Annotated in this window: 25 protein-coding genes; 21 read left to right on the forward strand and 4 right to left on the reverse strand. The window is 51.0% G+C overall.

All coding sequences use genetic code 11. From position 1 onward, the window contains the following. Nucleotides 1-82 precede the first annotated feature (82 nt). On the forward strand, nucleotides 83-643 hold the full coding sequence (gene nudE / locus D8682_RS17045) for an ADP compounds hydrolase NudE (RefSeq protein ID WP_064542818.1): 561 nt from the start codon (nucleotides 83-85) through the stop codon (nucleotides 641-643). Between the two features lie 49 nt (nucleotides 644-692). Here the strand turns inward: nudE and mrcA are convergent, their stop codons facing one another. Next, complete coding sequence (gene mrcA, locus D8682_RS17050) at nucleotides 693-3,245, reverse strand: peptidoglycan glycosyltransferase/peptidoglycan DD-transpeptidase MrcA (protein ID WP_064542821.1); 2,553 nt, start codon at nucleotides 3,243-3,245, stop codon at nucleotides 693-695. Nucleotides 3,246-3,364: 119 nt separating this feature from the next. Between mrcA and D8682_RS17055 the strand changes: the two genes are divergently transcribed. The 12 genes from D8682_RS17055 to trpS all read left to right on the forward strand — a co-directional run bounded on the left by D8682_RS17055 (nucleotide 3,365) and on the right by trpS (nucleotide 13,473). Continuing rightward, nucleotides 3,365-4,189: a hypothetical protein gene (locus D8682_RS17055; protein ID WP_064542824.1), complete on the forward strand. Its 825-nt coding sequence runs from the start codon at nucleotides 3,365-3,367 to the stop codon at nucleotides 4,187-4,189. After that, a complete protein-coding gene (locus D8682_RS17060; protein WP_064542827.1) occupies nucleotides 4,186-4,740 on the forward strand; it encodes a PilN domain-containing protein in 555 nt (184 codons plus the stop codon). The genes D8682_RS17055 and D8682_RS17060 overlap by 4 nt, the downstream gene beginning before the upstream one ends. Beyond that, nucleotides 4,724-5,191: a hypothetical protein gene (locus tag D8682_RS17065; protein ID WP_121814757.1), complete on the forward strand. Its 468-nt coding sequence runs from the start codon at nucleotides 4,724-4,726 to the stop codon at nucleotides 5,189-5,191. The genes D8682_RS17060 and D8682_RS17065 overlap by 17 nt, the downstream gene beginning before the upstream one ends. Beyond that, the gene (locus D8682_RS17070; protein ID WP_121814758.1) at nucleotides 5,181-5,567 is read left to right on the forward strand and encodes a HofP DNA utilization family protein; all 387 of its coding nucleotides are present in this window, start codon (nucleotides 5,181-5,183) and stop codon (nucleotides 5,565-5,567) included. Before D8682_RS17065 ends, D8682_RS17070 begins: the two co-directional genes overlap by 11 nt. Next, nucleotides 5,506-6,753, forward strand: a complete 1,248-nt coding sequence (gene pilQ / locus D8682_RS17075) for a type IV pilus secretin PilQ (protein WP_074388510.1) — start codon at nucleotides 5,506-5,508, stop codon at nucleotides 6,751-6,753. The genes D8682_RS17070 and pilQ overlap by 62 nt, the downstream gene beginning before the upstream one ends. Nucleotides 6,754-7,072: 319 nt before the next feature. Further along, entirely contained in the window at nucleotides 7,073-7,594 is a 522-nt protein-coding gene (gene aroK / locus D8682_RS17080; protein ID WP_064542836.1) for a shikimate kinase AroK, read from the forward strand. Between the two features lie 60 nt (nucleotides 7,595-7,654). Next, complete coding sequence (gene aroB / locus D8682_RS17085) at nucleotides 7,655-8,743, forward strand: 3-dehydroquinate synthase (RefSeq protein ID WP_064542839.1); 1,089 nt, start codon at nucleotides 7,655-7,657, stop codon at nucleotides 8,741-8,743. Nucleotides 8,744-8,841: 98 nt separating this feature from the next. After that, nucleotides 8,842-10,164, forward strand: a complete 1,323-nt coding sequence (gene damX, locus D8682_RS17090; protein WP_064542842.1) for a cell division protein DamX — start codon at nucleotides 8,842-8,844, stop codon at nucleotides 10,162-10,164. Between the two features lie 64 nt (nucleotides 10,165-10,228). Beyond that, entirely contained in the window at nucleotides 10,229-11,047 is an 819-nt protein-coding gene (gene dam, locus D8682_RS17095; protein WP_064542845.1) for an adenine-specific DNA-methyltransferase, read from the forward strand. Between the two features lie 45 nt (nucleotides 11,048-11,092). Next, entirely contained in the window at nucleotides 11,093-11,770 is a 678-nt protein-coding gene (rpe, locus tag D8682_RS17100) for a ribulose-phosphate 3-epimerase (RefSeq protein ID WP_064542848.1), read from the forward strand. Beyond that, nucleotides 11,763-12,476, forward strand: coding sequence for a phosphoglycolate phosphatase (locus tag D8682_RS17105; protein ID WP_064542851.1), 714 nt, complete (start codon nucleotides 11,763-11,765; stop codon nucleotides 12,474-12,476). The genes rpe and D8682_RS17105 overlap by 8 nt, the downstream gene beginning before the upstream one ends. Further along, complete coding sequence (gene trpS, locus D8682_RS17110) at nucleotides 12,469-13,473, forward strand: tryptophan--tRNA ligase (protein WP_064542856.1); 1,005 nt, start codon at nucleotides 12,469-12,471, stop codon at nucleotides 13,471-13,473. The genes D8682_RS17105 and trpS overlap by 8 nt, the downstream gene beginning before the upstream one ends. Here trpS and D8682_RS17115 read toward each other — a convergent pair. Further along, on the reverse strand, nucleotides 13,448-13,747 hold the full coding sequence (locus D8682_RS17115) for a hypothetical protein (protein WP_121814759.1): 300 nt from the start codon (nucleotides 13,745-13,747) through the stop codon (nucleotides 13,448-13,450). The genes trpS and D8682_RS17115 overlap by 26 nt on opposite strands. Nucleotides 13,748-13,798: 51 nt before the next feature. Between D8682_RS17115 and yhfZ the strand changes: the two genes are divergently transcribed. From yhfZ to D8682_RS17155, 8 genes are all read left to right on the forward strand, one after another. Beyond that, nucleotides 13,799-14,701 (forward strand): GntR family transcriptional regulator YhfZ, encoded by a 903-nt coding sequence (gene yhfZ / locus D8682_RS17120; protein WP_064542859.1) that lies wholly within the window; start codon nucleotides 13,799-13,801, stop codon nucleotides 14,699-14,701. Between the two features lie 24 nt (nucleotides 14,702-14,725). Continuing rightward, on the forward strand, nucleotides 14,726-15,082 hold the full coding sequence (locus D8682_RS17125) for a PRD domain-containing protein (protein WP_121814760.1): 357 nt from the start codon (nucleotides 14,726-14,728) through the stop codon (nucleotides 15,080-15,082). 91 nt (nucleotides 15,083-15,173) lie between these two features. Continuing rightward, a complete protein-coding gene (locus D8682_RS17130; RefSeq protein ID WP_121814761.1) occupies nucleotides 15,174-16,349 on the forward strand; it encodes a YhfX family PLP-dependent enzyme in 1,176 nt (391 codons plus the stop codon). Beyond that, nucleotides 16,342-17,577: a phosphopentomutase gene (locus D8682_RS17135; protein WP_121814762.1), complete on the forward strand. Its 1,236-nt coding sequence runs from the start codon at nucleotides 16,342-16,344 to the stop codon at nucleotides 17,575-17,577. The genes D8682_RS17130 and D8682_RS17135 overlap by 8 nt, the downstream gene beginning before the upstream one ends. Then, nucleotides 17,570-18,460, forward strand: coding sequence for a phosphotriesterase-related protein (locus D8682_RS17140; RefSeq protein ID WP_121814763.1), 891 nt, complete (start codon nucleotides 17,570-17,572; stop codon nucleotides 18,458-18,460). The genes D8682_RS17135 and D8682_RS17140 overlap by 8 nt, the downstream gene beginning before the upstream one ends. 9 nt (nucleotides 18,461-18,469) lie before the next feature. Next, nucleotides 18,470-18,823 (forward strand): DUF2620 domain-containing protein, encoded by a 354-nt coding sequence (locus tag D8682_RS17145; protein WP_034499110.1) that lies wholly within the window; start codon nucleotides 18,470-18,472, stop codon nucleotides 18,821-18,823. 10 nt (nucleotides 18,824-18,833) lie between these two features. Then, nucleotides 18,834-20,138 (forward strand): YhfT family protein, encoded by a 1,305-nt coding sequence (locus tag D8682_RS17150; RefSeq protein WP_121814764.1) that lies wholly within the window; start codon nucleotides 18,834-18,836, stop codon nucleotides 20,136-20,138. 55 nt (nucleotides 20,139-20,193) lie between these two features. Beyond that, nucleotides 20,194-21,279 carry an aminotransferase class V-fold PLP-dependent enzyme gene (locus D8682_RS17155; protein WP_121815723.1) on the forward strand — a complete coding sequence of 362 codons (1,086 nt, stop codon included), beginning with the start codon at nucleotides 20,194-20,196 and terminating at the stop codon, nucleotides 21,277-21,279. A 48-nt stretch (nucleotides 21,280-21,327) separates the two neighbouring features. On the opposite strand, the gene D8682_RS17160 is transcribed toward D8682_RS17155, so the two are convergent. Continuing rightward, nucleotides 21,328-21,501 carry a DUF4223 family protein gene (locus tag D8682_RS17160; RefSeq protein ID WP_064542878.1) on the reverse strand — a complete coding sequence of 58 codons (174 nt, stop codon included), beginning with the start codon at nucleotides 21,499-21,501 and terminating at the stop codon, nucleotides 21,328-21,330. A gap of 213 nt (nucleotides 21,502-21,714) precedes the next feature. Continuing rightward, nucleotides 21,715-23,088, reverse strand: coding sequence for a siroheme synthase CysG (gene cysG, locus D8682_RS17165; RefSeq protein ID WP_121814765.1), 1,374 nt, complete (start codon nucleotides 23,086-23,088; stop codon nucleotides 21,715-21,717). Nucleotides 23,089-23,103: the final 15 nt, after the last annotated feature.

Consider the following 23,103-nt stretch of genomic DNA (forward strand, 5'->3'; position numbering starts at 1 on the left):
AAATAATTTCGAATGTTCGTTGCGTGAGATATGTGGCATACCGCACAATGAAGTACCTGCATTTACTGTTAGCCCAGCCACAATGAGTAAACCATTACAAAAACCGACCATTTTACATGTTGAAACCGTGGCCCGTTCACGGCTGTTTAATGTCGAAACGGTGGACCTGGAATTTAGCAACGGTGTGCGCCGCGTCTATGAGCGGATGCGCCCGTCTGCGCGCGAAGCTGTAATGATAGTGCCTATCATCGACAATCATTTGATTTTGATCCGTGAATACGCAGTTGGAACTGAATCCTATGAGCTTGGTTTCTCTAAAGGGTTAATCGACCCTGGCGAAACCGTCTTTGAAGCGGCAAATCGCGAACTCAAAGAAGAGGTTGGATTTGGCGCTAATCAGCTGACGTTTTTGAAAAAGCTGACAATGGCACCGTCCTATTTTTCCAGCAAAATGAATATCGTGATTGCTGAGGATCTTTATCCCGAATCGCTGGAAGGTGACGAGCCTGAAGAGTTGCCACAAGTCCGTTGGCCGCTGGCGTCGCTGCTTGATTTGCTTAATGAAGAAGATTTTAGCGAGGCGCGAAATGTCAGTGCGCTTTTCCTGGTGCGTGAATGGTTGAAAGAGCAGGGGCGTTTGTAGTTCTGCTCAATGCAGCCCGCATCAAAGTGAGGCGGGCTGCATCAACGTCTTAGAACAACTCGTGGCTCTCGCCGTTATCAATTATCGTGGTACCCACTTCATGCACAGCCTGCTGCGTCGGTTGAGTGCCTTCGATAAAGAATTCCGGACGGCTACTTCCACCATTCGCCAATTGCCCGGTGTAACGGTCAATATTCACGGTGACGATGCCCGGTGGTGGGGTTAACGGTTCTTCCGGTACGCCTTCCAGTGCGGCTTTCATAAAATCATCCCATGCTGGTTGAGCACTCTTCGCCCCACCTTCATAACCTGAGATTTGATCTTTAATAGCGCCTGATGCGGAGGTTCGTCCAAGGTCACGGCGATGATCGTCAAAACCAATCCATACGGATGTCACCACACCAGGTCCGTAGCCTGAGAACCACGCGTCTTTCGAGCTGTTCGTGGTGCCGGTTTTGCCGCCAATATCGTTACGCTTTAGATCACGACCCGCACGCCAGCCGGTACCTTGCCAACCTGGTTCGCCATAAATATTGGAGTTCAGCGCACTTTTGATCAGGAATGCCAATGGAGTGTTAATCACATGCGGTGCGTACTCCGGCGGGCTGCTCTGTGCAACCAACTCGCTGTTCGCTTGTTCCAGTTTCGGCATTGGCACGCTGGCGTTCTGCTGTTCCTGAGATTGTGCGACATCTTCCACATCCTGATTTTCCAGCACATTAGACTTTTGCGTTTCACCGTAAATCACTGGAATATCACAATCAGCACAAGCCACTTTCGGTTTGGCTTCAAAAAGAGTGCCGCCAACTTCAGTCTCAATTTTTGAGATGTAGTACGGGTCGACCAGGAAGCCACCGTTGGCCATCACAGAATAACCGCGAGCGACCTGCATCGGCGTGAACGAGGCTGAACCTAAGGCCAGAGATTCGGTGTGCACAATATTCTGCGCAGGGAAGCCGAAACGTTGCAGGTATTCAGCTGCATAATCGACACCCATGGCTCGCATCGCACGCACCATCACCACGTTTTTCGATTGGCCAAGCCCCTGACGCAACCTGATTGGTCCTGCATATTCTGGCGGAGAGTTTTTCGGGCGCCAGTCGGAACCGGCACCGGCATCCCAGCGTGAGATCGGCACATCGTTCAGCACGCTCGCCAGGGTCAGACCTTTATCCATTGCTGCTGTATAAAGGAACGGTTTGATGTTGGAGCCAACCTGGCGTAATGCCTGCGTGGCGCGGTTAAACTTGCTCTGATTGAAGTCAAAACCACCCACTAATGCGACAACTGCACCGTCATGTGGATTGATAGAAACCAGTGCGGAATTGACGTCCGGGACTTGCCCAAGCCACCAACTCTCTTCAACCTTACGCACCCAGATTTGTTGCCCAGCTTGCACGACATCCGTCACTTTGCGTGGCGTTGGGCCTTGTGCGGTATCTGAACGATAAGGACGCGCCCAGCGCATGCCCTCCATACTGATGGAAACGGCGCTGCCGTCAGCCATCATCGCTGTCGCTTCTGTCGGGGTTGCCTGGGTAATAACGGCAGGGAACATTGGGCCGTAGACCGGTAGATTCTTTAACGAATCAACAATCCTGGTTTGATCCCACGGTGTTTCGCCCACTTTCCACAGCACATTGGATGGGCCGCGGTAACCATGGCGCATATCGTAAGCAATTACGTTATTGCGTACGGCTTGCTGCGCGGCTTGCTGATTTTTGCGCGCGATGGTGGTGTAAACCTTAAAACCATCTTCGTAGGCTTTTTCACCATAACGCGCCACCATATCCTGGCGCACCAACTCTGAAAGATACGGCGCAGAGAAAGCGATTTCTGGCGCGTGATAATTAGCATCAATAGGCTGATTACGCGCTTCATCATACTGCGCCTGCGTAATATAGTTTTCGCTTAACATACGCGATAACACGACATTACGACGGGAAGTGGCACGATCCATTGAGTAAAGCGGGTTAAAGGTTGACGGTGCTTTTGGCAAGCCGGCAATCACCGCCATTTCACTCAGTGTGAGTTGATCAATCGGCTTACCGAAATAGACTTGTGCTGCCGCACCGACACCATAGGCACGGTAACCGAGATAAATCTTGTTAAGGTATAACTCGAGGATTTCATCTTTAGTCAGCAACTGCTCGATACGAATCGCCAGGAACACTTCTTTTATCTTACGCATCAGCGTGCGTTCAGGGCTCAAGAAGAAGTTACGTGCCAACTGCTGCGTGATGGTACTCGCACCTTGAGAGGCGTGACCCGAAAACAGCGCCACACTGGCAGCACGGAAGATCCCGACAGGGTCAACACCGTGGTGCTCGTAGAAACGGCTGTCCTCAGTTGCAATAAACGCTTTCACCATCACTGGCGGAATTTGCTGGAGCGTAACCGGGATACGGCGTTTTTCCCCGTATTGTGCGATTAGCTCACCATCGGCGCTATAAACCTGCATTGGGATCTGGAGTCGCACGTCTTTAAGCGTGGCGACATCAGGCAACTGCGGCTCAATAAATTTGTAGAGCCCGAAGATCGAGCCTGCTCCCAGCAGAATGCAACACACTGCAAGGATTAATAAATACTTTACGAACTTCACCTTAGATTTCCCATTACGTTTCCATTGGGCAGTTTATAAACAACCGCGCGGTAGTATAAAGGCAAGCCAGTGGCATTGGTATGGCATTTTCCTCGCACGGCGATAAGGAGATCGTAATCATGATGTTCTCGACCTGGCAAATAGGCCTGGATATTCAACATGAAAGCATTCGTGCTGTGGCTGTCCAGCGCCAGCGGCAAGGGTGGCAGCTTCGGCATTGGTGGCAACTTCCATTGCCCGAAGGCACCTTTCGTGATGGTTTATTAACTAATTCTGAAGCTTTCACTAAAGCTTTGCTGGACTGGCGAAAAGAATTGCCGGTTCGCCATCAATTACGCGTTTCTTTCCCAACCCAACGGACATTGCAACGCCCCATTCCTGCGCCTGATAAACGTCTGGCGGAACCTGCAAGTGAAGCGTATATCGCATCAGCTACTGCCCGGCAGTTGCAGATGACACCGGCTCAATTGTGCTGGGATTATTTAGCGTCACAAGATGTTACTGACCCGTATCTGATCATAGCTGCGCGCCAGACAGATGTCGCAGCGTTGATAAAAAGTCTGGCAGCGATAAGGCTCTATCCGGCAACGCTAACTCCCGGTGCGAGTGCATTGCCAGCGCTCATTGCACCGTGTCATTTGGAGAAGTGCCAGTATTTAGTACATCACGAAGGGGATCACTGGTTGTGGGCCTCTGCTGAAGCCATGCCACGTTGGGGATGGGTTGATACCCATGTTGTCCCAACGATTGCCGAGCTATGCCAGCAATTAAAAACTGCGCCAGACAGAGTGGCACTGAGTTTCGCGCAGCCACAGTCACTGCCAACTGGGGTATTACTTTTGGACGCCTGGGAGGCACTTTCACGTTTGCAGCCGCCATTGCCACGTCATGGCGGGATATTTACGGTGGCAATAGCGCTGGCAATCGGTCAGGTTTCCCGATGAAAGGGCTAATAAATTTATTGCCCTGGAGGAAGACACTGCGCCAACAGAGGATATGCCGTTGGAGTGTATTGCTGGCTGCGGTTTTCATTCTCGCTCCTTTATTTGCCGCTGGCGCCCGGCAGTTATCGGCATGGAAATTAAGCCAGCAGCAGATTCAAAATGCATATCTGACAAGTACGCTTCCCGCCTTGCAAGCCCTGTATCAGCAACAATTGGGTTTGCAGGAACAGAACAGAAAATTACTGCAGTTGCAGCAAATTCGCGATGCACAGCAACAGGCCGTGCAGGTATGGGAACGGCGATTACTTCGTCTGGCGAGCGGCTTGCCTGCCGGAGCCTGGCTGTCCTCTCTCACCCTACAAAAGGGGCGATTTGAGATTAAGGGACACGCAATGGAACTGGAAGATATACGGACGCTGGAAAAGGACCTTGCTCAGCTTGGCGATGTGGCGACAGTTCAGACGGATGCGGTTCAGCATGAAACACCCGGTGGGTTTGGCTTCGGTTTCACACTCACGCTGTCTGAGGTAGCCAATGCCCTGGCTGATTGAACGCTGGTTTAGTGGTGCGCACTGGGTACGCGTCGTTACCTTTACCACCTTAAGTAGCATGGTCATTCTTGCCGTATGGCTGTTGCTGGTAGTGCCGCAGCATTCTCAGATTCAACAGTTGCAAGCGAACAGCATGAAAGCGAGTCAACAACTGGCACTGTTAAGACACAAAATCCGGCAGTTGGCTGCACATGAACAACCTGTTATGTCGTCAAATTCGCCAGTGTTTTCCGTGGTGGAGTTTGTCAGACAAGCGGACGGGCAATTAGTGAAGTGGCAGCCGGAAGAGAGAAGCGCTGTTCTGACTATGTTGGTTCCGTGGGAAAAATTGCCAGGATTATTCATATGGCTCGCTGAATACCGTGTTGTGGCAGACCACTCGTTCACCATCACGGCCCAAGGGGAGTTACTCAATCTGGTTCTGGGCATGGAGTTTGCCGATGATCCGTAGCATTAGCGGGTTGGTCTTCCTGGTTATCTCCCCGGCGTGGGCGATACCTCCAAATCCCTTTCAGCCACACATTTCGCTCTGTGAAAGTCTGGCCACTCAACTTGAGAGTTGGTCGTTAAATGGCGTTATCACTTCAACCAACACCAGCACGGCTTTGATGCTCGGCCCACAAGGTGCATGGCGGCGAATCAAGCAAGATAGCGAGCTCTTTGAAGGTGCTCAGATTGAAAGCGTGGGTGAGGGATATGTGGTCGCCAAACTTGGTCCAGGTTGCCCAATCTCTTCTTACCGTTGGGATATAAAAGGAAAAACACATGCAATGGATGCGGGTATTACTTCTGACGCTGGTGCTGCCATTCACCAGCCAGGCCGATAAAGGTATTTCGCTGGTACTTGATGATGCGCCGATAAGCCAGGTGTTGCAGGCGCTGGCTGAAACCCAACGAGTTAACCTGTTGATTGCACCTGGTGTTGAAGGTGTGCTGTCGCTTAATTTAATCAATGTGCCGTGGAAACAAGCGTTTCAACTGGTGCTCAATAGCGCTGAGCTGACTCAGCAACGGGACGGCAATGTCATACAAATTCTTTCTAAGGCTCGCCAGCGCGAACAGCAAGCGTTAGCAATGGAACAGCGTAAACAGCTCACTCTCAACCAACCGATGTTGCAGCAGGTTTTTGCCCCCCATCATGCTGATGTTGAAGAGCTAGCCAGTGCATTGAAATCGGCTGGCGCGAAATTAATGAGCGCCATGGGCTATGTCACGGTAGATAAGCGAACTAATCGGCTGATTGTGCATGACAATAAGGATGTATTGAAACAGATTACCGCCTGGATAGCTGAAATGGATTTACCCATTGGGCAAGTGGAAATCGAAGCCCATATTGTCACTATCAATCAGGACAAGCTGCGCGAGCTGGGTGTGAAATGGTCTGCTGCGGAGCAAACTGGAGAAAGTAAAATTTACCAGCCTACGGGAATCTCGGCCGATCTCTCGGTCGCAAACGCCACGACTAAAGTCGGTTTCAATATTGCTCGCATCGATGGCCGGCTGCTGGAACTGGAGCTATCTGCTCTGGAGCAGCAGCAACAATTAGAGATTATTGCCAGCCCGCGCTTGATGGCAGCTCACCAGCAACCTGCCAGCATTAAACAAGGGACTGAAATTCCCTATCAGGTTTCTAGCGGTGAGAGTGGAGCAACCGCAATTGAATTTAAGGAAGCGGTTCTGGGGATGGAAGTGACTCCAACCATTCAGCCTCATGGCAATATTCGTTTGAAGCTACGTATCAGCCAAAATATGCCGGGCCGAAGTATTCAGCAGGCTGATGGCGAAGTGCTGGCGATAGACAAGCAAGAGATAGAAACTGTGGTGGCGGTGAAAGATGGCGAAACCCTCGCGTTGGGTGGGATTTTCCAGCAGCAAAACAAAGACAGCAATGATAGTGTACCCATTCTCGGCTCGCTCCCACTCGTCGGGAGCCTGTTTCGCCACGATGCTAAAAACCATCAGCGCCGCGAATTAGTGGTATTTATTACTCCGCGACTTATCCCTGTTCTATAGTGTTTTCTTTCGCCATAGTGGAGTTTTTCTTTGAAACGGTGCCCAGGTGTTTGACGGCAGAGAGGAATTAGCTTACAAGGTGTACCGTTTCGAGAGGCTGGATGCTCAAGACTTGTGACAGATAACCCTGATTTATGCATTTTCTTCTTCATAAGAACGCTGGGGAATATAATCGGTTGCCAAACCACCTTGAGTATTGAGATAATTTTCAGTCTGACTCTCGCACTATCGCTTATGAGGTTTCAGTTCATGTCCCGCTGCACCTGGTTTTAACAGGGCGGGTTTATCATCAACGAATTGTCTTAGTAGTACCGAAAAAATGGCAGAGAAACGCAATATCTTTCTGGTTGGGCCTATGGGTGCCGGCAAAAGCACTATTGGGCGTCAGTTAGCTCAGCAACTCAATATGGAATTTTTCGATTCTGATCAAGAGATTGAGAAACGTACTGGAGCTGATGTGGGCTGGGTATTCGACGTTGAAGGCGAAGACGGCTTCCGCGATCGCGAAGAAAAAATCATCAACGAACTCACTGAAAAGCAGGGCATTGTGCTGGCAACTGGCGGCGGCTCTGTGAAGTCTCGTGAGACCCGTAACCGTCTCTCCGCCCGTGGAGTTGTGGTGTATCTTGAAACCACAATCGAAAAACAGCTTGCTCGTACACAGCGCGATAAAAAGCGCCCACTGCTGCAAGTTGAGACTCCACCGCGTGAAGTTCTTGAAGCATTAGCTCAAGAGCGCAATCCTCTTTACGAAGAGATTGCTGATGTGACGATTCGCACTGACGACCAAAGCGCCAAAGTGGTTGCCAACCAGATTATTCATATGTTGGAAAGCAACTGATTCTGGCTTAATCGAAAAAAACGCCTGCGGGCTAAGCAACATCAAGGTGGACTTCGCGTTATGGAGAGGTTAACAGTCACTCTCGGGGAACGTAGTTACCCTATCACCATTGCTGCTGGGTTATTTAGTGACTCGGCATCTTTTGGGCCGCTGAAAGCTGGCGACCAAACGATGCTGGTGACCAATGAAACCCTGGCGCCGCTCTACCTGGATAAGGTGCGTGGCGTGCTTGAGCAAGCGGGCGTTAAAGTCGATTCCGTCATCCTTCCGGATGGCGAACAATTTAAAAGCCTCGCAGTATTAGATACTGTCTTTACCGCGTTGCTTGAAAAGCCACACGGTCGTGATACGACACTCATCGCCCTTGGTGGCGGTGTCGTCGGTGACCTGACTGGCTTTGCTGCGGCGAGCTATCAACGTGGCGTGCGTTTTATTCAAGTCCCAACCACCTTGCTTTCGCAAGTGGACTCTTCAGTTGGCGGAAAAACAGCCGTTAACCACCCCCTCGGTAAAAATATGATTGGTGCGTTCTACCAGCCAGCTTCGGTTGTGGTGGATCTCGACTGTCTGAAAACTTTACCTCCGCGGGAGTTAGCCTCTGGCCTGGCTGAAGTGATTAAATACGGCATTATTCTCGACGGTGAATTCTTCGATTGGCTTGAAGAAAACCTGGACGCATTGCTGGCGCTTGATGGCAAAGCGATGTCCTGGTGTATTCGTCGTTGTTGTGAGCTGAAAGCCGAAGTTGTTGCCGCTGACGAGCGCGAAAGCGGCTTACGTGCTTTACTGAATCTGGGCCACACCTTTGGTCACGCTATAGAAGCTGAAATGGGCTATGGCAACTGGCTGCACGGTGAAGCTGTTGCTGCAGGTATGGTGATGGCGGCTCGTACAGCACAGCGTCTTGGGAATTTCAGTGAGGCCGATGTGCGCAGAATCATCAAACTGCTACAACGTGCCGGGCTGCCAGTGACCGGGCCGAAAGAAATGCTTGCCGCCGCGTATATGCCCCACATGATGCGTGACAAGAAAGTTTTAGCTGGTGAGCTGCGCTTGGTGCTGCCACTGGCAATCGGGAAGAGTGAAATGCGTGGCGGAGTGCCACACGATGTCGTTTTGTCCGCCATTGCTGATTGTCAGCAGGCTTAATTATTAGAAATTTCGGTCGCTTGTAGTCAGGCGATTTTTAACTTCGGGTGATGTGCTGAGTTCGAATTGCTGGCATAAGCCTTTGAGTGGGGTGTTAAATGGATGAGTTTAAACCGGAAGACGAACTGAAACCTGATCCCAGCGATCGCCGTTCAGGCCGTAACCGTAAAGCTGATGAGCGCGACAGTGAGCCACATTTCAATGTCGATGATGTTGAGTTAGACGCCGACGAGCCTCGTCCTGCGCGTTCCCGCCGTACTCGTGATGAAGAAGAGTATGAAAACGATGACGAGATGCAAGTTGATGCAGAAGAACGTCGTCCGGCACGTGCCCGCAAAAAATCCGCTAAACCGAAAGTTCCGGTATCCCGTCAGCACCTGATGATGGGCATTGGTATTCTCGTTCTGTTGCTGCTCATCATTGGGATTGGTTCGGCGCTGAAAGCCCCATCTTCTGATACGGAAACCGTGAATAAGAATCCGTCTGCCGAGAAAAACATTGATCTGTCTGGTTCTACTAGCGATCAGGCTAATGGTACTCAACCTCAGCCAGGTTCGACATCTGCGGCTAACCAGACAGAAAATGCAGGAAACCCACAAGAAGTGACTCTTCCTGCCATTTCGTCAACCCCGACTGACGCACAAACTCAGCCTGCACCTCAGGGCCAGCAGCGTGTTGAAGTTCCGGGTGATCTGAATAACGCCCTGACTCAACAATCCGGCCAGATTGATAATGTGGTGAGCAATTCAACGTTGCCAACCGCACCGGCTACAGTTGCCGCAGTTGCAGGTAGTAATGGCGCAACGACAGCACCACGCCCGGTCGCGAAATCAGAGCCTGCGAAGCCAGCAGCACCACGCCAGGAACGTAAAACTGCAGTGATTGAGCCGCACAAAACTCAGCCTGCTAAGCAACAGACTGTGGCGAAAACGCCAGTAGCGGAACCAAAACCGGTAACGACTGCGAAACGTAGCGAGCCAGCTCCAGTTCCCGCACCAACTGCGACTACATCTGTGAAAGTCCCTGTGACCGAAGTTGCACCGAAAGCGACGACTACGACCACTGCTACCGCAGCCACTCCAGCTCCGAAAGCAACAGCCGCTGCGCCAGTGACAGCAGCAACAGGTGCTGTAGCGGGTGATGCGGGCGCAATCAAAGGCGCTCCTGGTAGCAATTACACCTTACAACTCAGCTCCTCTTCTAACTCAGATAACTTGAATGCCTGGGCGAAGAAAGAGAAACTGCAACACTATATGGTCTACCAGACAGTACGAAATGGTCAGCCATGGTATGTGTTGGTTAGCGGTATTTACGCCAGCAAAGATGAGGCAAAACGTGCCGTAGCTACATTGCCAGCTGATGTACAGGCTAAGAACCCGTGGGCAAAACCTATCCATCAGGTTCAGTCTGATCTGAAGTGATGAACAAGCGCAGCCGCTGTTGGAACCTTTCCACAGCAGGAAAAGGTGTAAATAGTTAGGCAGCATGAAAAAAAATCGCGCTTTTCTGAAATGGGCGGGGGGGAAATACCCCCTGCTCGAAGACATTAAAAAGTATCTGCCGAAAGGTGATTGTCTGATTGAGCCGTTTGTTGGTGCTGGCTCAGTCTTTCTGAATACTGATTACTCCCGTTATATCCTCGCAGATATTAATAGCGATCTGATTAACCTATATAACATCGTCAAAACACGTACGGATGAGTACGTTGAAGAGTCCAGAAAACTCTTCACTGCGGCACAAAACGACGAGCAAGCGTTCTATCTCAATCGAACTGAATTTAATCTGTGCAAAGATGAGTTCCGTCGTGCACTTCTGTTTTTATATCTGAACCGCCATTGTTACAACGGCCTTTGTCGTTATAACCTACGTGGTGAATTCAACGTCCCGTTCGGCCGCTACATCAAACCCTACTTCCCGGAAGAAGAGTTGTATCATTTTGCCGAGCGAGCACAAAACGCCACGTTCCTGTGCCAGTCGTATGATGTCAGCATGGCGAATGTCGCTGCGGGTTCTGTAGTCTATTGCGACCCGCCTTACGCGCCATTGTCTGCCACGGCTAATTTTACGGCGTATCACACTGATAGCTTTAATATGGTGCAGCAACAACATCTGGCGCAGTTAGCTGAAAACTTGCAAGAAGGTGGCATCCCGGTGCTGATTTCAAACCATGACACTGAGTTGACTCGGTTATGGTACAAGCAGGCGAAAATGCATAAGTTGCAGGTTCGGCGCAGCATCAGTCGGGATGGTGGAAAACGTAACAAGGTGGACGAACTGCTGGCGCTTTACAAAGTCGGTGCCTAAGCTGTTTCGCCCGCGGTCGTTTTTGATTTGCTATTGGAGAAGCGGATGAAACAGTTTTTGATTGCCCCATCAATCCTCTCAGCCGATTTTGCCCGCCTGGGTGAAGACACGGCTGCGGTATTGGCTGCTGGTGCGGATGTCGTCCATTTTGATGTTATGGATAACCATTACGTCCCAAATCTCACCATCGGCCCGATGGTACTAAAAGCCCTGCGTGATTACGGTATTACCGCTCCTGTTGATGTGCATCTGATGGTGAAACCCGTTGACCGTATTATTCCGGACTTCGCCGCTGCCGGTGCCAATATCATCACCTTCCACCCGGAAGCGTCAGAGCATGTTGACCGTTCCCTGCAACTGATTAAAGAGCATGGCTGTAAAGCAGGCCTGGTGTTTAACCCGGCGACATCGCTCAGTTGGCTTGATCACGTTATGGATAAGCTGGATGTGATTTTGCTGATGTCCGTTAACCCCGGTTTCGGTGGGCAATCTTTCATTCCTCATACGCTGGAAAAATTACGTCAGGTGCGTGAACGCATTGATGCTTCCGGTTATGACATCCGCCTGGAAGTCGACGGTGGTGTAAAAGCGGACAACATCGCAGAAATTGCCGCAGCAGGTGCAGATATGTTTGTCGCCGGTTCTGCGATTTTCAACCAGCCGGATTACAAAGCGGTTATTGACCGTATGCGTAGTGAGTTGGCAAAGGTAACTCATGGATAAGTTAAATAAAATTCGCGGTATCGCCTTTGATTTAGACGGTACGCTGGTTGACACCGCATTGGGTTTGACGCAGGCAATGGACCAGGCGCTGTATGCGCTGGAGTTGCCAACAGCAGGTGAAGACAAAGTTGAAAAGTGGATCGGCAATGGTGCCGATGTGCTGGTTAAGCGTGCGCTGACCTGGGCGTTAAAAGGCGAAGAGCCACAAGACGACCAGTGCCGTATCGCGCGTAAACTGTTTGATGCTTTCTATGCACAAACTGCGGAAGAGGGCAGTTTCCTGTTCCCTGAAGTGGCTAACACTCTGGCGGCATTGGCCGAGAAAGGCCTGCCGATGGGCCTGGTCACTAACAAGCCGACTCCATTTGTGCTGCCGATGCTGGAAAGATTAGGCATCGCGCATTACTTCAAAATCATTATTGGTGGCGACGATGTGGAAAATAAAAAACCTCATCCCGAAGCGCTGCACAAAGTGATGGAGAAGTTGAACCTCAGTGCTGAAGAGCTGCTGTTTGTTGGTGATTCACGCAACGATATTCTCGCTGCACAGGCGGCTGGGTGCTGTTCCATTGGCCTGACTTATGGTTATAACTACGGTGAAGCCATCGAGTTGAGCAAACCCGATTTCGTGTACGACCATTTCAACGATTTATTGCCCGCATTAGGGCTCTCTAACAAAGAACATCAGGAATCAGAACATGAGTAAGCCCATCGTCTTTAGTGGCGCACAGCCATCAGGTGAATTGACCATTGGTAACTACATGGGTGCGCTGCGTCAGTGGGTCCATATGCAGGATGATTACCACTGCATTTACTGCATCGTTGACCAGCACGCGATTACCGCGCGTCAGGATGCGACACAACTACGCAGCCGTACTCTCGATACGTTGGCGTTGTACCTGGCTTGCGGTATTGACCCGGCGAAAAGTACAATTTTTGTACAGTCCCACGTGCCTGAACATGCACAACTGGGCTGGGTACTGAACTGCTACACCTATTTTGGTGAGCTAAGCCGCATGACTCAGTTCAAAGATAAATCTTCCCGCTATGCTGAAAACATTAACGCTGGCCTGTTTGATTATCCGGTGCTGATGGCCGCTGACATTCTGCTGTACCAGACTAACCTGGTGCCCGTCGGTGAAGACCAGAAACAGCACCTGGAACTGAGCCGCGATATCGCTGCACGTTTCAATGCGTTGTACGGTGATGTGTTCAAAGTACCAGAGCCGTTCATCCCGAAATCTGGCGCGCGCGTAATGTCTCTGCTTGAGCCGACCAAGAAAATGTCTAAATCAGACGATAACCGCAACAACGTTATTGGCCTGCTGGAAGACCCGAAATCTGTCGTGAAGAAAATCAAACGCGCGGTAACTGACTCTGACGAGCCACCTGTCGTGCGTTACGATACTGCCAACAAAGCGGGCGTATCCAACATGCTGGATATCCTGGCGGGTGTGACGGGTAAATCTATCCCTGAGCTTGAGCAGCAGTTTGAAGGCAAAATGTATGGGCACCTGAAAGGCGACGTGGCTGAGGCTGTTTCAGACATGTTGACCGAGTTGCAGGAGCGTTTTCATCGTTTCCGTAACGATGAAGCATTCTTGCAGCAAGTGATGAAAGACGGTGCCGAGAAAGCACGTGCGCACGCCAGTGCCACGCTGAAAAAGGTCTATGAAGTTATTGGGTTTGTCGCACACCCATAATTTTTAACACAACCCTCATCCTAACCTTCTCCCTGAGGGAGAAGGGATTGATCGGTTTTCCCCTGTCCTGAGGGAGAAGGGATTGATCGGTTTTCTCCTGCCCTGCAGGAGAAGGGATTGATCGGTTTTCCCCTTTCCTGCGGGAGAAGGGATTGATCGGTTTTCTCCCTCTCCTGCGGGAGAGGGCCGGGGTGAGGGCGTCCCTCCCCATAAATTCCCCAGCTAAATATCTTTTGTGATCCCATTCTCTTTTTGCATCTTTCCCGTTTGCCATTTATATTCAATTTAATGAAGATATAACCATTCAATAAATTGAAGATTAAATATGAGCCGTAGCTTTATCAAAAAAGAAGGGGTTGCCCAGGCCAGTCTGGCGCGTTATTTGCTGGGCGAGAAAAGCGGTAACCGACTGAAAACCATTGATGAACTGGCGAGCGAATGTCGCTTTTCCGTCGGGCTGATTCAGGCGGCGTTAAAAACCCTTGAGAATGCCGGAGCGGTAAAAGTTGAGAGACGCGGGCGCAACGGCAGCTATCTGGTCAGCATGGATAACAAAGCCTTATTGGCTTTTGCTGATATCGGCAATGTCGTGTGTGCGATGCCGCTGCCTTACACCCGGCTTTATGAAGGTTTAGCCAGTGGCCTGAAAGCGCAGTTTGATGGCATCCCATTTTACTACGCGCATATGCGTGGCTCAGATGTTCGGGTGGAATGCTTGTTGAATGGCGTCTATGACCTTGCGGTTGTCTCAAGGCTTGCCGCGCAGAGCTATCTCGATAACAGCGATGTCTTTATGGCGCTGGAACTTGGGCCACACACTTACGTTGGCGAACACAAATTGATTTGCCGTACCGGTAATCAGCAAATTAGACGTGTCGGCCTCGACCCGCGTTCCGCCGATCAGCGCATTATGACGGACATTTATTTCGCGGGTCAGCCGGTTGAGATCCTCGATGTGCCTTACCACGAGAGCCTTAATCGTATCGCCAAAGGCGAAATTGATGCGGTTATCTGGAACGTGGGTAGTGAGGCGGATCTTGAGTTACTCGGCCTGCAAGCGCAGCCCCTTAAAGGCGACTCGCGTTTTTTGCAGGCTTCCGAGGCCGTGGTGCTGACTCGCGCCGATGATGCGCCAATTAATCAATTGCTGCGCACAGTGGTGAACAAAAATGAGCTGCTTGCTCACCAACAAAGAGTGCTGCTGGGTGAGCAGGAGCCAAGCTATTAGAACTTCATCAAAGGGTAAATCAGGATGGAAGAACGGCTAAACCTGCTGTGTGATGCGGGCGTTATCGACAGAGATATTTGCGACGGCATGATTGCTGTCGTTGAGAAAATGGAAACGGTGTGGGCCATTCCCGTGCGTAATGAACAAGGGGAAATGGCGATCACCCATATGGCAAACGCGCTGATGCGCAGCCGTCGGGGTGAAGAAATCGGCCCACTTGATGAAGACCTGCTGGAAGAAATTGTCACTTCTCAGGCTTATGCCGAACTGCTGCCGATTCACCAGGCGATGCTGGCTCCCTTTGATGTGAATATTCACCCGAATGAAGAAGGCTATCTGCTCGCGAACCTGTTTAGTTTGTGGATGGTTAGCAAAGGCTAAGAATTTTTTTGTCAGCCGTCTGCTTTAACTTAAATATTCAAAAAAATGATTATTTAAGTTTTTTTGCAGCATGGAGTCGAGAGGCAAGGGCATGTTTATTGAAGCACTCAAGGCACAAAACCCAGCACTGATTGGGGCCGCACTGAAGTTATGGCAGCAGGGAGAGATATTGCCAGATACCTGCGTCATTGATGTTGATAAGGTTTTGGAAAATGGACGCCGCCTGCTTGAAACAGCAGAGCGTCATGGCATCACGCTGTATCTGATGACCAAGCAACTGGGGCGTAATCCGTGGCTGGCGAAGCGTCTGATTGAGCTGGGTTTTCACGGTACCGTTGCGGTGGATTTCAAAGAAGCCCGCACGCTGCGCAATGCAGAAGTACCGGTTTCCCATGTCGGACATTTAGTTCAGCTACCAAAAAGTCTGGTAACGGAAAACGTCACCGTTTCACCTGAAATGATCACCGTTTTCTCGCTGGATAAAGCCGAGGAAATCTCTGTTGCAGCGCAACGTCTTGGGCATATCCAGCCCATCATGTTGAAAGTGTTCGATGAACAAGACCACCTGTATTCAGGCCAGGAAGCCGGGTTCCCGTTGTCAGCACTGGATAACGTGGTTGCCGCTCTCAAGAACATGCCGGGCGTGAAAATCGCCGGGCTGACCCACTTCCCCTGCCTGCTCTGGGATGAAGAATTACAGCAAACGCTGCCCACGCCCAATCTGCATACGCTATTGCAGGCGCGCGATATGCTTCGTGCGCAGGGCATAGACGTGGCACAGCTCAACGCGCCATCGGCTTCAAGTTGCAGTACTTTACCGTTGCTGGCTGAATATGGCGTGACCCATGCCGAACCGGGTCATGCTCTAACCGGAACGATTCCCGCTAACCAGCATGGCGACCAGCCAGAACACATCGCCATGCTCTATCTCACCGAAATCTCACACCAGTTTCAGGGCAACAGCTATTGCTTCGGCGGCGGTTATTACCGCCGTGGTCATGCGCAAAACGCGCTGGTTTTCCCTGTTCTGGACGGTGAAGCATTATCAGCAAAATTGCTACCGATGGACGACAGCAGCATTGATTACCACATCGGGCTGGCGGGCGAGTTCCCGGTCAGCACGCCAGTGGTGATGTGTTTCCGTACTCAGGTTTTTGTCACGCGCAGCGATGTGGCACTGGTGTCCGGAATCAGCCGCGGAGAACCTGTACTCGAAGCTTTGTATGACAGCCTTGGTAACCCCATTTGCGGAGGTTCGCGTGAGTAAGTTTGTGGTGGTGGTGATAGACAGCTTTGGCGTCGGCGCGATGGACGATGTGCCGCAAGTCAGGCCGGAGGATATCGGTGCAAATACCTGCGGGCATATTTTGCAGCATTTCCCACAATTACGTTTACCGGTGCTGGAACAGCTTGGCTTGATCAACGCGCTGGGTTTTACCACCGGAGCCATGCGCCCTTCAGCGAATGCAGTTTACGGAACAGCCGCGCTGCAACACGAAGGTGGTGATACTTTTATGGGGCACCAGGAAATTCTCGGTACCCGCCCACAAGCGCCGTTGCGTATGCCTTTCTCTGAAGTGATTGATGAAGTAGAGCGTGCACTGATTGCCGATTGTTGGCAGGTCGAGCGGGTGGGCAGTGGGCTGCAATATTTGTGGGTCAATCAGGCGGTGGCGATTGGCGACAACCTTGAAGCTGACCTCGGCCAGGTGTTTAACATCAGTGCCAATCTGAATGCGATCTCTTTCGAGGAAGTGCGCAAAATCGGCAAAATTGTCCGCCGTTGCGTGCAGGTTGGGCGCGTGATTGCGTTTGGCGGCCTGCTGGAAAGCAGTTCGCAACTCCAGAACGCCGCCGAGGAAAAACAGGGCAAATACATTGGCATTAACGCGCCGCGATCCGGGGTGTATCAGCACGGTTTTCAGGTCGTTCATATGGGGTTCGGGGTGAATGCCAGCGTACAGGTGCCACAAAAACTGCATGAGTCCGCTATCAAAACAGTACTGGTAGGGAAAGTGGCCGACATCGCCATCAATCCGCACGGTGTCAGCTACCAGAACCTCGTTGATACCCAGCAAATCATGGACATCACGCTTGCTGAAGTCCAAAAGCCCGGTGACGTTTTTATCTGCACTAACATTCAGGAAACCGACCTCGCCGGGCACGCTCAGGATGTCGCACGTTACGCCGAGCGTTTGCAGGTGGTGGATAAAAATCTCGGCAAGTTAATGGACGTGATGCAGCCCAGTGATTACCTGGTGGTCATGGCCGATCACGGCAACGACCCGACCATCGGCCACAGCAAACACACCCGTGAAAATGTGCCGCTACTTGTCTGGCAGCGGGGGATCACCGGCGCAAATCTTGGCCGCAGAACAACACTGTCTGATGTGGGTGCTACCGTTTGCGATTTCTTCAACGCGAATGCGCCACAAAACGGCACTTCATTCTTGTCACAACTGCACACCACGAACACCGGAGGCAACCATGGCTGAACAGCAACGAATTGATGCGTCGGGCTACACCTATGCGCATGAACATCTGCATATCGACTTGTCGTCATTCAAAAACAACATCGATTGCCGCCTGGATCAATACGACCTGATTTGTGCGGAAATGAAAACGCTGTACGCGCTGGGCGTGCGCAACATCATCGAAATGACCAACCGCTACATGGGGCGTAACCCTCAGTTTATGTTGGATATCATGCGTGATAGCGGAATGAACGTCGTCGCGTGTACCGGTTATTACCAGCATGACTTTTTCCCGGCTCACGTCGCCACAACTCCCGTTGAAAAACTGGCGCAGGAGATGATCGACGAAATTGAACAAGGTATTGATGGCACTGAATTAAAGGCCGGGATCATTGCTGAAATTGGTTCGAGCGTGGATGTGATAACCCCTGATGAAGTCAAAGTTTTTGCTGCTGCGGCTTTAGCGCACCGTGAAACTGGGTGTGCGATTTCAACTCACACCTCTTTTAGCACTATGGGGCTGGAACAACTGACGCTGCTGAAAAGCCACGGTGTGGATTTATCTCGCGTTGTTGTGGGCCACTGCGACCTGAAAGATAACCTCGACAACATTCTGCGCATGATTGAGCAGGGCGCGTATGTGCAGTTCGATACCATCGGGAAAAACAACTATTACCCGGATGAGAAACGCGTGGCGATGCTGCAAGAAATTGCCAGCCGCGGGCTGCTCGACCACGTCATGCTTTCCATGGATATTACCCGTCGTTCACATTTGAAGGCGAACGGTGGGCTTGGTTTTGATTATTTGCTGACAACGTTCGTGCCTCTTTTGCTCGAGGCAGGCTTCTCTCAGGCCGACGTTGATTTGATGTTACGTGACAACCCCTCTGTCTTCTTTAAATAAGGATTTCCCATGAAAAAGATCGGTGTTGCTGGCTTACAGCGTGAACTTATTAAAAAAACCATCGAAACGTCTGCACCTGACTGCTTTGAAGTGTTTATTTACAACGATATGGAAGCTGCCATGAAAGTGAAATCCGGGCAGCTTGATTACTACATTGGTGCCTGTAATACCGGCGCTGGGGCAGCACTTTCCATTGCCATCGCGGTGATTGGTTACAACAAAAGCTGCACCATCGCCAAGCCTGGCATTAAGGCAAAAGAAGAGCAGGTGGCCAAAATGGTGGCGGATGGGAAAGTTGCTTTTGGTCTGTCGGTTGAGCATATCGAGCATGCCATTCCGATGCTTATCGCCCATTTAAAATAAAGGCCGCGCTATGGATTTCTACATTCAAATAATCGTGGTGGCCTGCCTGACTGGGATGACGGCCTTGCTGGCGCATAAGTCAGCAGCCGTGTTCCACGACGGCATTCGCCCCATTTTGCCGCAGCTTATCGAAGGTAATATGAATCGCCGCGAGGCGGGCAGTATCGCTTTCGGTCTGAGCATTGGTTTCGTGGCGTCGGTGGGTATTTCGTTTACGCTGAAAACTGGGTTGCTTAATGCATGGTTGTTATTCCTGCCGACAGATATCCTCGGAGTCTTAGCGGCAAATAGTTTGTTGGCGTTTGGGTTGGGCGCAGTCTGGGGAATTTTGATCCTGACTTGCTTGATCCCGGTAAACCATTTGCTGACGGCACTGCCAGTGGATGTGTTGGGTTCGTTGGGTGAGTTGAGCTCGCCAGTGGTTTCTGCATTTGCGCTGTTCCCTCTGGTGGCAATTTTCTATCAATTTGGCTGGAAGAGCAGTCTGCTCGCAGCCTTTGTGGTGTTAATGACGCGCGTTTTGATCGTGCGTTTCTTCCCACACCTCAATCCCGAATCTATCGAAATCTTCGTCGGCATGGTGATGCTGCTGGGGATTGCGATTACTCAGGATCACCGTACCCGTGATGAGCGAGAACATGATACCGAGGGGGTATCGGTCTTTGAGGAGCGAACATCGCGCATTATCAAGCACCTACCATATATCGCGGTTGTTGGTGGGTTGATTGCGGTCGTCGCCAGCATGAAGATTTTTGCCGGTTCTGAAGTGTCGATCTTTACGCTGGAGAAGGCTTATTCCGCAGGCATCACGCCTGAGCAGTCACAAACCCTGGTGCATCAGGCCGCACTTGCGGAGTTAATGCGTGGGCTGGGATTTGTTCCACTGATTGCCACCACGGCGCTGGCGACGGGTGTGTACGCCGTTGCTGGTTTCACCTTTGTTTACGCCGCCGGATACTTGATTTCTAACCCGCTGTTAGCGTTTGCGGTGGGTGCGGTGGTGATTTCCGTTGAAGTATTACTGCTACGTTCCATCGGCAAATGGCTCGGGCGTTATCCATCGGTGCGTAACGCATCGGATAACATCCGTAACTCGATGAATATGTTGATGGAAATGGCGCTGCTGGTTGGCTCTATCTTTGCGGCTATCAAAATGGCGGGCTATACCGGTTTTTCTATTGCGGCGGCGATTTACTTCCTCAACGAATCGCTGGGTCGCCCGGTTCAGAAAATGGCCTCTCCGGTTGTCGCGGTGTTGATAACCGGCATCATTCTGAACATTCTTTACTACTGTGGCCTGTTCGTTCCGGCCTGATCCCTTCTCAATGCCTGCCGTAATGGTCTGCGGCAGGCTTCACGGAGTGAATAAAGTGAAAACCTGGCCGTTACAGAGCCTGACGATGGAGCAGGCGCAGAGTAAGCAATTTCAACTGGTGGATATTATTTGCCGTCATTTTCCCGGCGCTGATTTCCTCAATGCCGGGGATTTCGGCTTAGTCCCCGGTCTGAATCAGCCACAAATGACGCGGCGTGTGGAGTCAGTTCTGGCGGATTTCTTTGGCGCACCGGCTGCGGCACTGGTGCAAGGTGCGGGAACCGGGGCAATTCGTAGCGGGTTAGCGGCACTTCTTAACGCGGGGGATAGCTTGCTTGTTCACGATGCCCCTCTTTACCCCACCACAGCAGTCATCGCTGAACAGATGGGGTTAACGCTAATTCGTGCCGATTTTAATCAACTTGATGACGTTAAAAGGACAATTGAGTTGTACCAACCGAAGGCTGCACTTATTCAGCATACCCGGCAGAAAATGGATGATTCATATCTGTTGGGTGAGGTGATTGATTGTTTTAATCAGCATGGTTTACCGTCGTTGACTGATGACAACTACGCGGTGATGAAAGTCGAAAAGATTGGTTGCGAATGTGGGTCCACACTTTCAACATTCTCGTGTTTTAAACTCTTCGGCCCACCGGGAATTGGCGTGGTGGTGGGTGAAGAAAAGACAGTAAATGCAGTGCGAAAAAGTATGTATTCCGGTGGCAGCCAGGTGCAGGGTTTCCAGGCGATGGAAGCGTTGCGCGGATTAGTGTTTGCGCCAGTGATGCACGCGGTGCAGGCGCAGGTAAACGATAAACTGGTTGAAGCGCTCAATGCCGAAGCGGTGCCGCAAGTGAAGCATGCATTTATCGCAAATGCGCAATCCAAAGTGCTGTTGGTGGAGTTTCATCAGCCGATTGCCGAGCAAGTATTGGCGGCGGCACAGAAGCTGGGCGCGTTGCCTTATCCTGTGGGGGCAGAGTCGAAATATGAAATCCCGCCGCTTTTTTATCGGCTGTCCGGGACTTTCCGCCAGTCTGACCCAACGCTTGAGCAACGTATGATCCGTATAAATCCTAATCGTAGTGGGGCGCAGACGGTATTGCGAATATTAAAAGAAAGTTGTGAAGGGTTATAAATTAAAATGCCCTCACTGGGAGGGCGTATTAAAAATTTGTGGCTATTATTATTTCTGTGGAGTTGCTGGGCCACAACCACCAATAATTTTAGAAATAGAAATGGCTGGGTGCAGTAAATAATCATAACCGCAAGATTTGTCTTTGTTCTCAATATGACCAGTACAGCCAGACAACAGAGCCAGGACAGCCAGTGCAGATGCAGCTTTTACGAACTTGTTCATTGATATTCCCTATCATTTACTTGGATGTAATGAGGCACTTCAAAAAGGCAATTAAGTATAGGGGCTGCTTGCTATATCACTAAGTCTGAAACCAGACGCATGGTTACATGAAATAAATATTGCCTATAATGATTGGCAAAATAATTAATAACTTATAAATAAAAAGGCTTGCCGGAATAATCTGACAAGCCTTTTTTTTATCTTAAAGTAGAATTAGTGGTTCGAGAACCAATTCAACCTATCGCGCAATGCCACCACGCGACCGACAATAATCAGCGCCGGGCTTGCAACCTGTGTCGATAATTCACCGAGTTCGCGTAATACGCCACTGACTACACGTTGGTTAACCGCTGTGCCGTTTTCAACCAGCGCGACCGGCATCTCCGCAGTCATGCCGTGTTCAATCAGCTTTTCCTGAATCGCAGGAGCCTGGTTTAAACCCATGTAAAAGACCAGCGTCTGTTTTTCTGCCGCCAGGTTTTCCCAGTCTAATTCACCGCCGGTTTTCAGGTGGCCGGTCACCAGGCGCACACTTTGCGCGTAATCGCGGTGGGTTAATGGAATGCCTGAATAAGCTGAACAGCCGGATGCCGCAGTAATGCCCGGCACCACGGAGAACGGGATACCGCCGTCGCACAAGGTTTCTAGCTCTTCACCGCCGCGACCAAAGATAAACGGATCGCCACCTTTCAGACGGACAACGCGTTTGCCACTTTGCGCTTCACGCAGCAGGATTTGGTTAATCTCTTCTTGCGGGACGCAGTGATAACCCGCGCGTTTACCCACGAAAACGCGGTCGGCATCACGGCGCACCAGATTCATGATGTCATCAGAAACCAGGCGGTCATAAACCACCACATCGGCTTGTTGAATTTGTTGCAACCCTTTGAGCGTCAGTAATCCGGCATCGCCTGGACCTGCACCCACCAACACGACTTCACCACGGTGATCGAGCGGTGTAGCAAACATAGACTCGGTTTCTTTATCGATGGCTTGCTGGTCTTCGTTCGCCAGATATTGCGCCAGACGGTCATTAGTGAAGAACTTTTCCCAGAAGCGACGGCGTTCTGCCATGGCCTTGAAATTTGTTTTTACTCGCCCGCGCAACGTACCGGCATAAGAGGCAATTTTCCCCAAATGCAGTGGCAGAATGGCTTCGAGTTTTTCACGTAACAGGCGGGCAAGAACGGGAGAGGTACCACCGGAAGAGACAGCCACCATCAGCGGCGAACGGTCGATAATCGAAGGCATGATGAAACTGGCTTGTTTAGGGGCATCGACCACGTTGCAGAAAATGCGGCGTGATTCGCATGCTTCGCTGACTTGTTGATTCACTGTTTCGTTGTCAGTTGCGGCAATGGCCAGCCAGCAAACATCAAGCAGCTCGGGGGCGAATTCACCCTCAACAAGGGTGATCATGCCCTGTTCCGCCCACACATGAAATTGTGGGGAGAATTCCAGGGCATTCACAGTGACCTGCGCACCTGCCTCCATCAACAAACGTGCTTTACGTTCTGCGACATCGCCACCGCCGACCAACAGGCAGGCACGACCTCGTAATTGACAAAATATAGGCAGGTGATCCACGGTCAATCCTCAAAT

The sequence above is a fragment of the Buttiauxella sp. 3AFRM03 genome, assembly GCF_003675305.1.
GTDB lineage: Bacteria > Pseudomonadota > Gammaproteobacteria > Enterobacterales > Enterobacteriaceae > Buttiauxella > Buttiauxella ferragutiae.

What these genes read in the sequence shown, in the direction of transcription:
- nudE (WP_064542818.1), top strand. Translation starts at nt 83, where the DNA reads ATGAGTAAACCATTACAAAAACCGACCATTTTACATGTTGAAACCGTG.
- D8682_RS17055 (WP_064542824.1), top strand. Translation starts at nt 3,365, where the DNA reads ATGATGTTCTCGACCTGGCAAATAGGCCTGGATATTCAACATGAAAGC.
- D8682_RS17060 (WP_064542827.1), top strand. Translation starts at nt 4,186, where the DNA reads ATGAAAGGGCTAATAAATTTATTGCCCTGGAGGAAGACACTGCGCCAA.
- D8682_RS17065 (WP_121814757.1), top strand. Translation starts at nt 4,724, where the DNA reads ATGCCCTGGCTGATTGAACGCTGGTTTAGTGGTGCGCACTGGGTACGC.
- D8682_RS17070 (WP_121814758.1), top strand. Translation starts at nt 5,181, where the DNA reads ATGATCCGTAGCATTAGCGGGTTGGTCTTCCTGGTTATCTCCCCGGCG.
- pilQ (WP_074388510.1), top strand. Translation starts at nt 5,506, where the DNA reads ATGCAATGGATGCGGGTATTACTTCTGACGCTGGTGCTGCCATTCACC.
- aroK (WP_064542836.1), top strand. Translation starts at nt 7,073, where the DNA reads ATGGCAGAGAAACGCAATATCTTTCTGGTTGGGCCTATGGGTGCCGGC.
- aroB (WP_064542839.1), top strand. Translation starts at nt 7,655, where the DNA reads ATGGAGAGGTTAACAGTCACTCTCGGGGAACGTAGTTACCCTATCACC.
- damX (WP_064542842.1), top strand. Translation starts at nt 8,842, where the DNA reads ATGGATGAGTTTAAACCGGAAGACGAACTGAAACCTGATCCCAGCGAT.
- dam (WP_064542845.1), top strand. Translation starts at nt 10,229, where the DNA reads ATGAAAAAAAATCGCGCTTTTCTGAAATGGGCGGGGGGGAAATACCCC.
- rpe (WP_064542848.1), top strand. Translation starts at nt 11,093, where the DNA reads ATGAAACAGTTTTTGATTGCCCCATCAATCCTCTCAGCCGATTTTGCC.
- D8682_RS17105 (WP_064542851.1), top strand. Translation starts at nt 11,763, where the DNA reads ATGGATAAGTTAAATAAAATTCGCGGTATCGCCTTTGATTTAGACGGT.
- trpS (WP_064542856.1), top strand. Translation starts at nt 12,469, where the DNA reads ATGAGTAAGCCCATCGTCTTTAGTGGCGCACAGCCATCAGGTGAATTG.
- D8682_RS17115 (WP_121814759.1), bottom strand. Translation starts at nt 13,747, where the DNA reads ATGGCAAACGGGAAAGATGCAAAAAGAGAATGGGATCACAAAAGATAT.
- yhfZ (WP_064542859.1), top strand. Translation starts at nt 13,799, where the DNA reads ATGAGCCGTAGCTTTATCAAAAAAGAAGGGGTTGCCCAGGCCAGTCTG.
- D8682_RS17125 (WP_121814760.1), top strand. Translation starts at nt 14,726, where the DNA reads ATGGAAGAACGGCTAAACCTGCTGTGTGATGCGGGCGTTATCGACAGA.
- D8682_RS17130 (WP_121814761.1), top strand. Translation starts at nt 15,174, where the DNA reads ATGTTTATTGAAGCACTCAAGGCACAAAACCCAGCACTGATTGGGGCC.
- D8682_RS17140 (WP_121814763.1), top strand. Translation starts at nt 17,570, where the DNA reads ATGGCTGAACAGCAACGAATTGATGCGTCGGGCTACACCTATGCGCAT.
- D8682_RS17145 (WP_034499110.1), top strand. Translation starts at nt 18,470, where the DNA reads ATGAAAAAGATCGGTGTTGCTGGCTTACAGCGTGAACTTATTAAAAAA.
- D8682_RS17150 (WP_121814764.1), top strand. Translation starts at nt 18,834, where the DNA reads ATGGATTTCTACATTCAAATAATCGTGGTGGCCTGCCTGACTGGGATG.
- D8682_RS17160 (WP_064542878.1), bottom strand. Translation starts at nt 21,501, where the DNA reads ATGAACAAGTTCGTAAAAGCTGCATCTGCACTGGCTGTCCTGGCTCTG.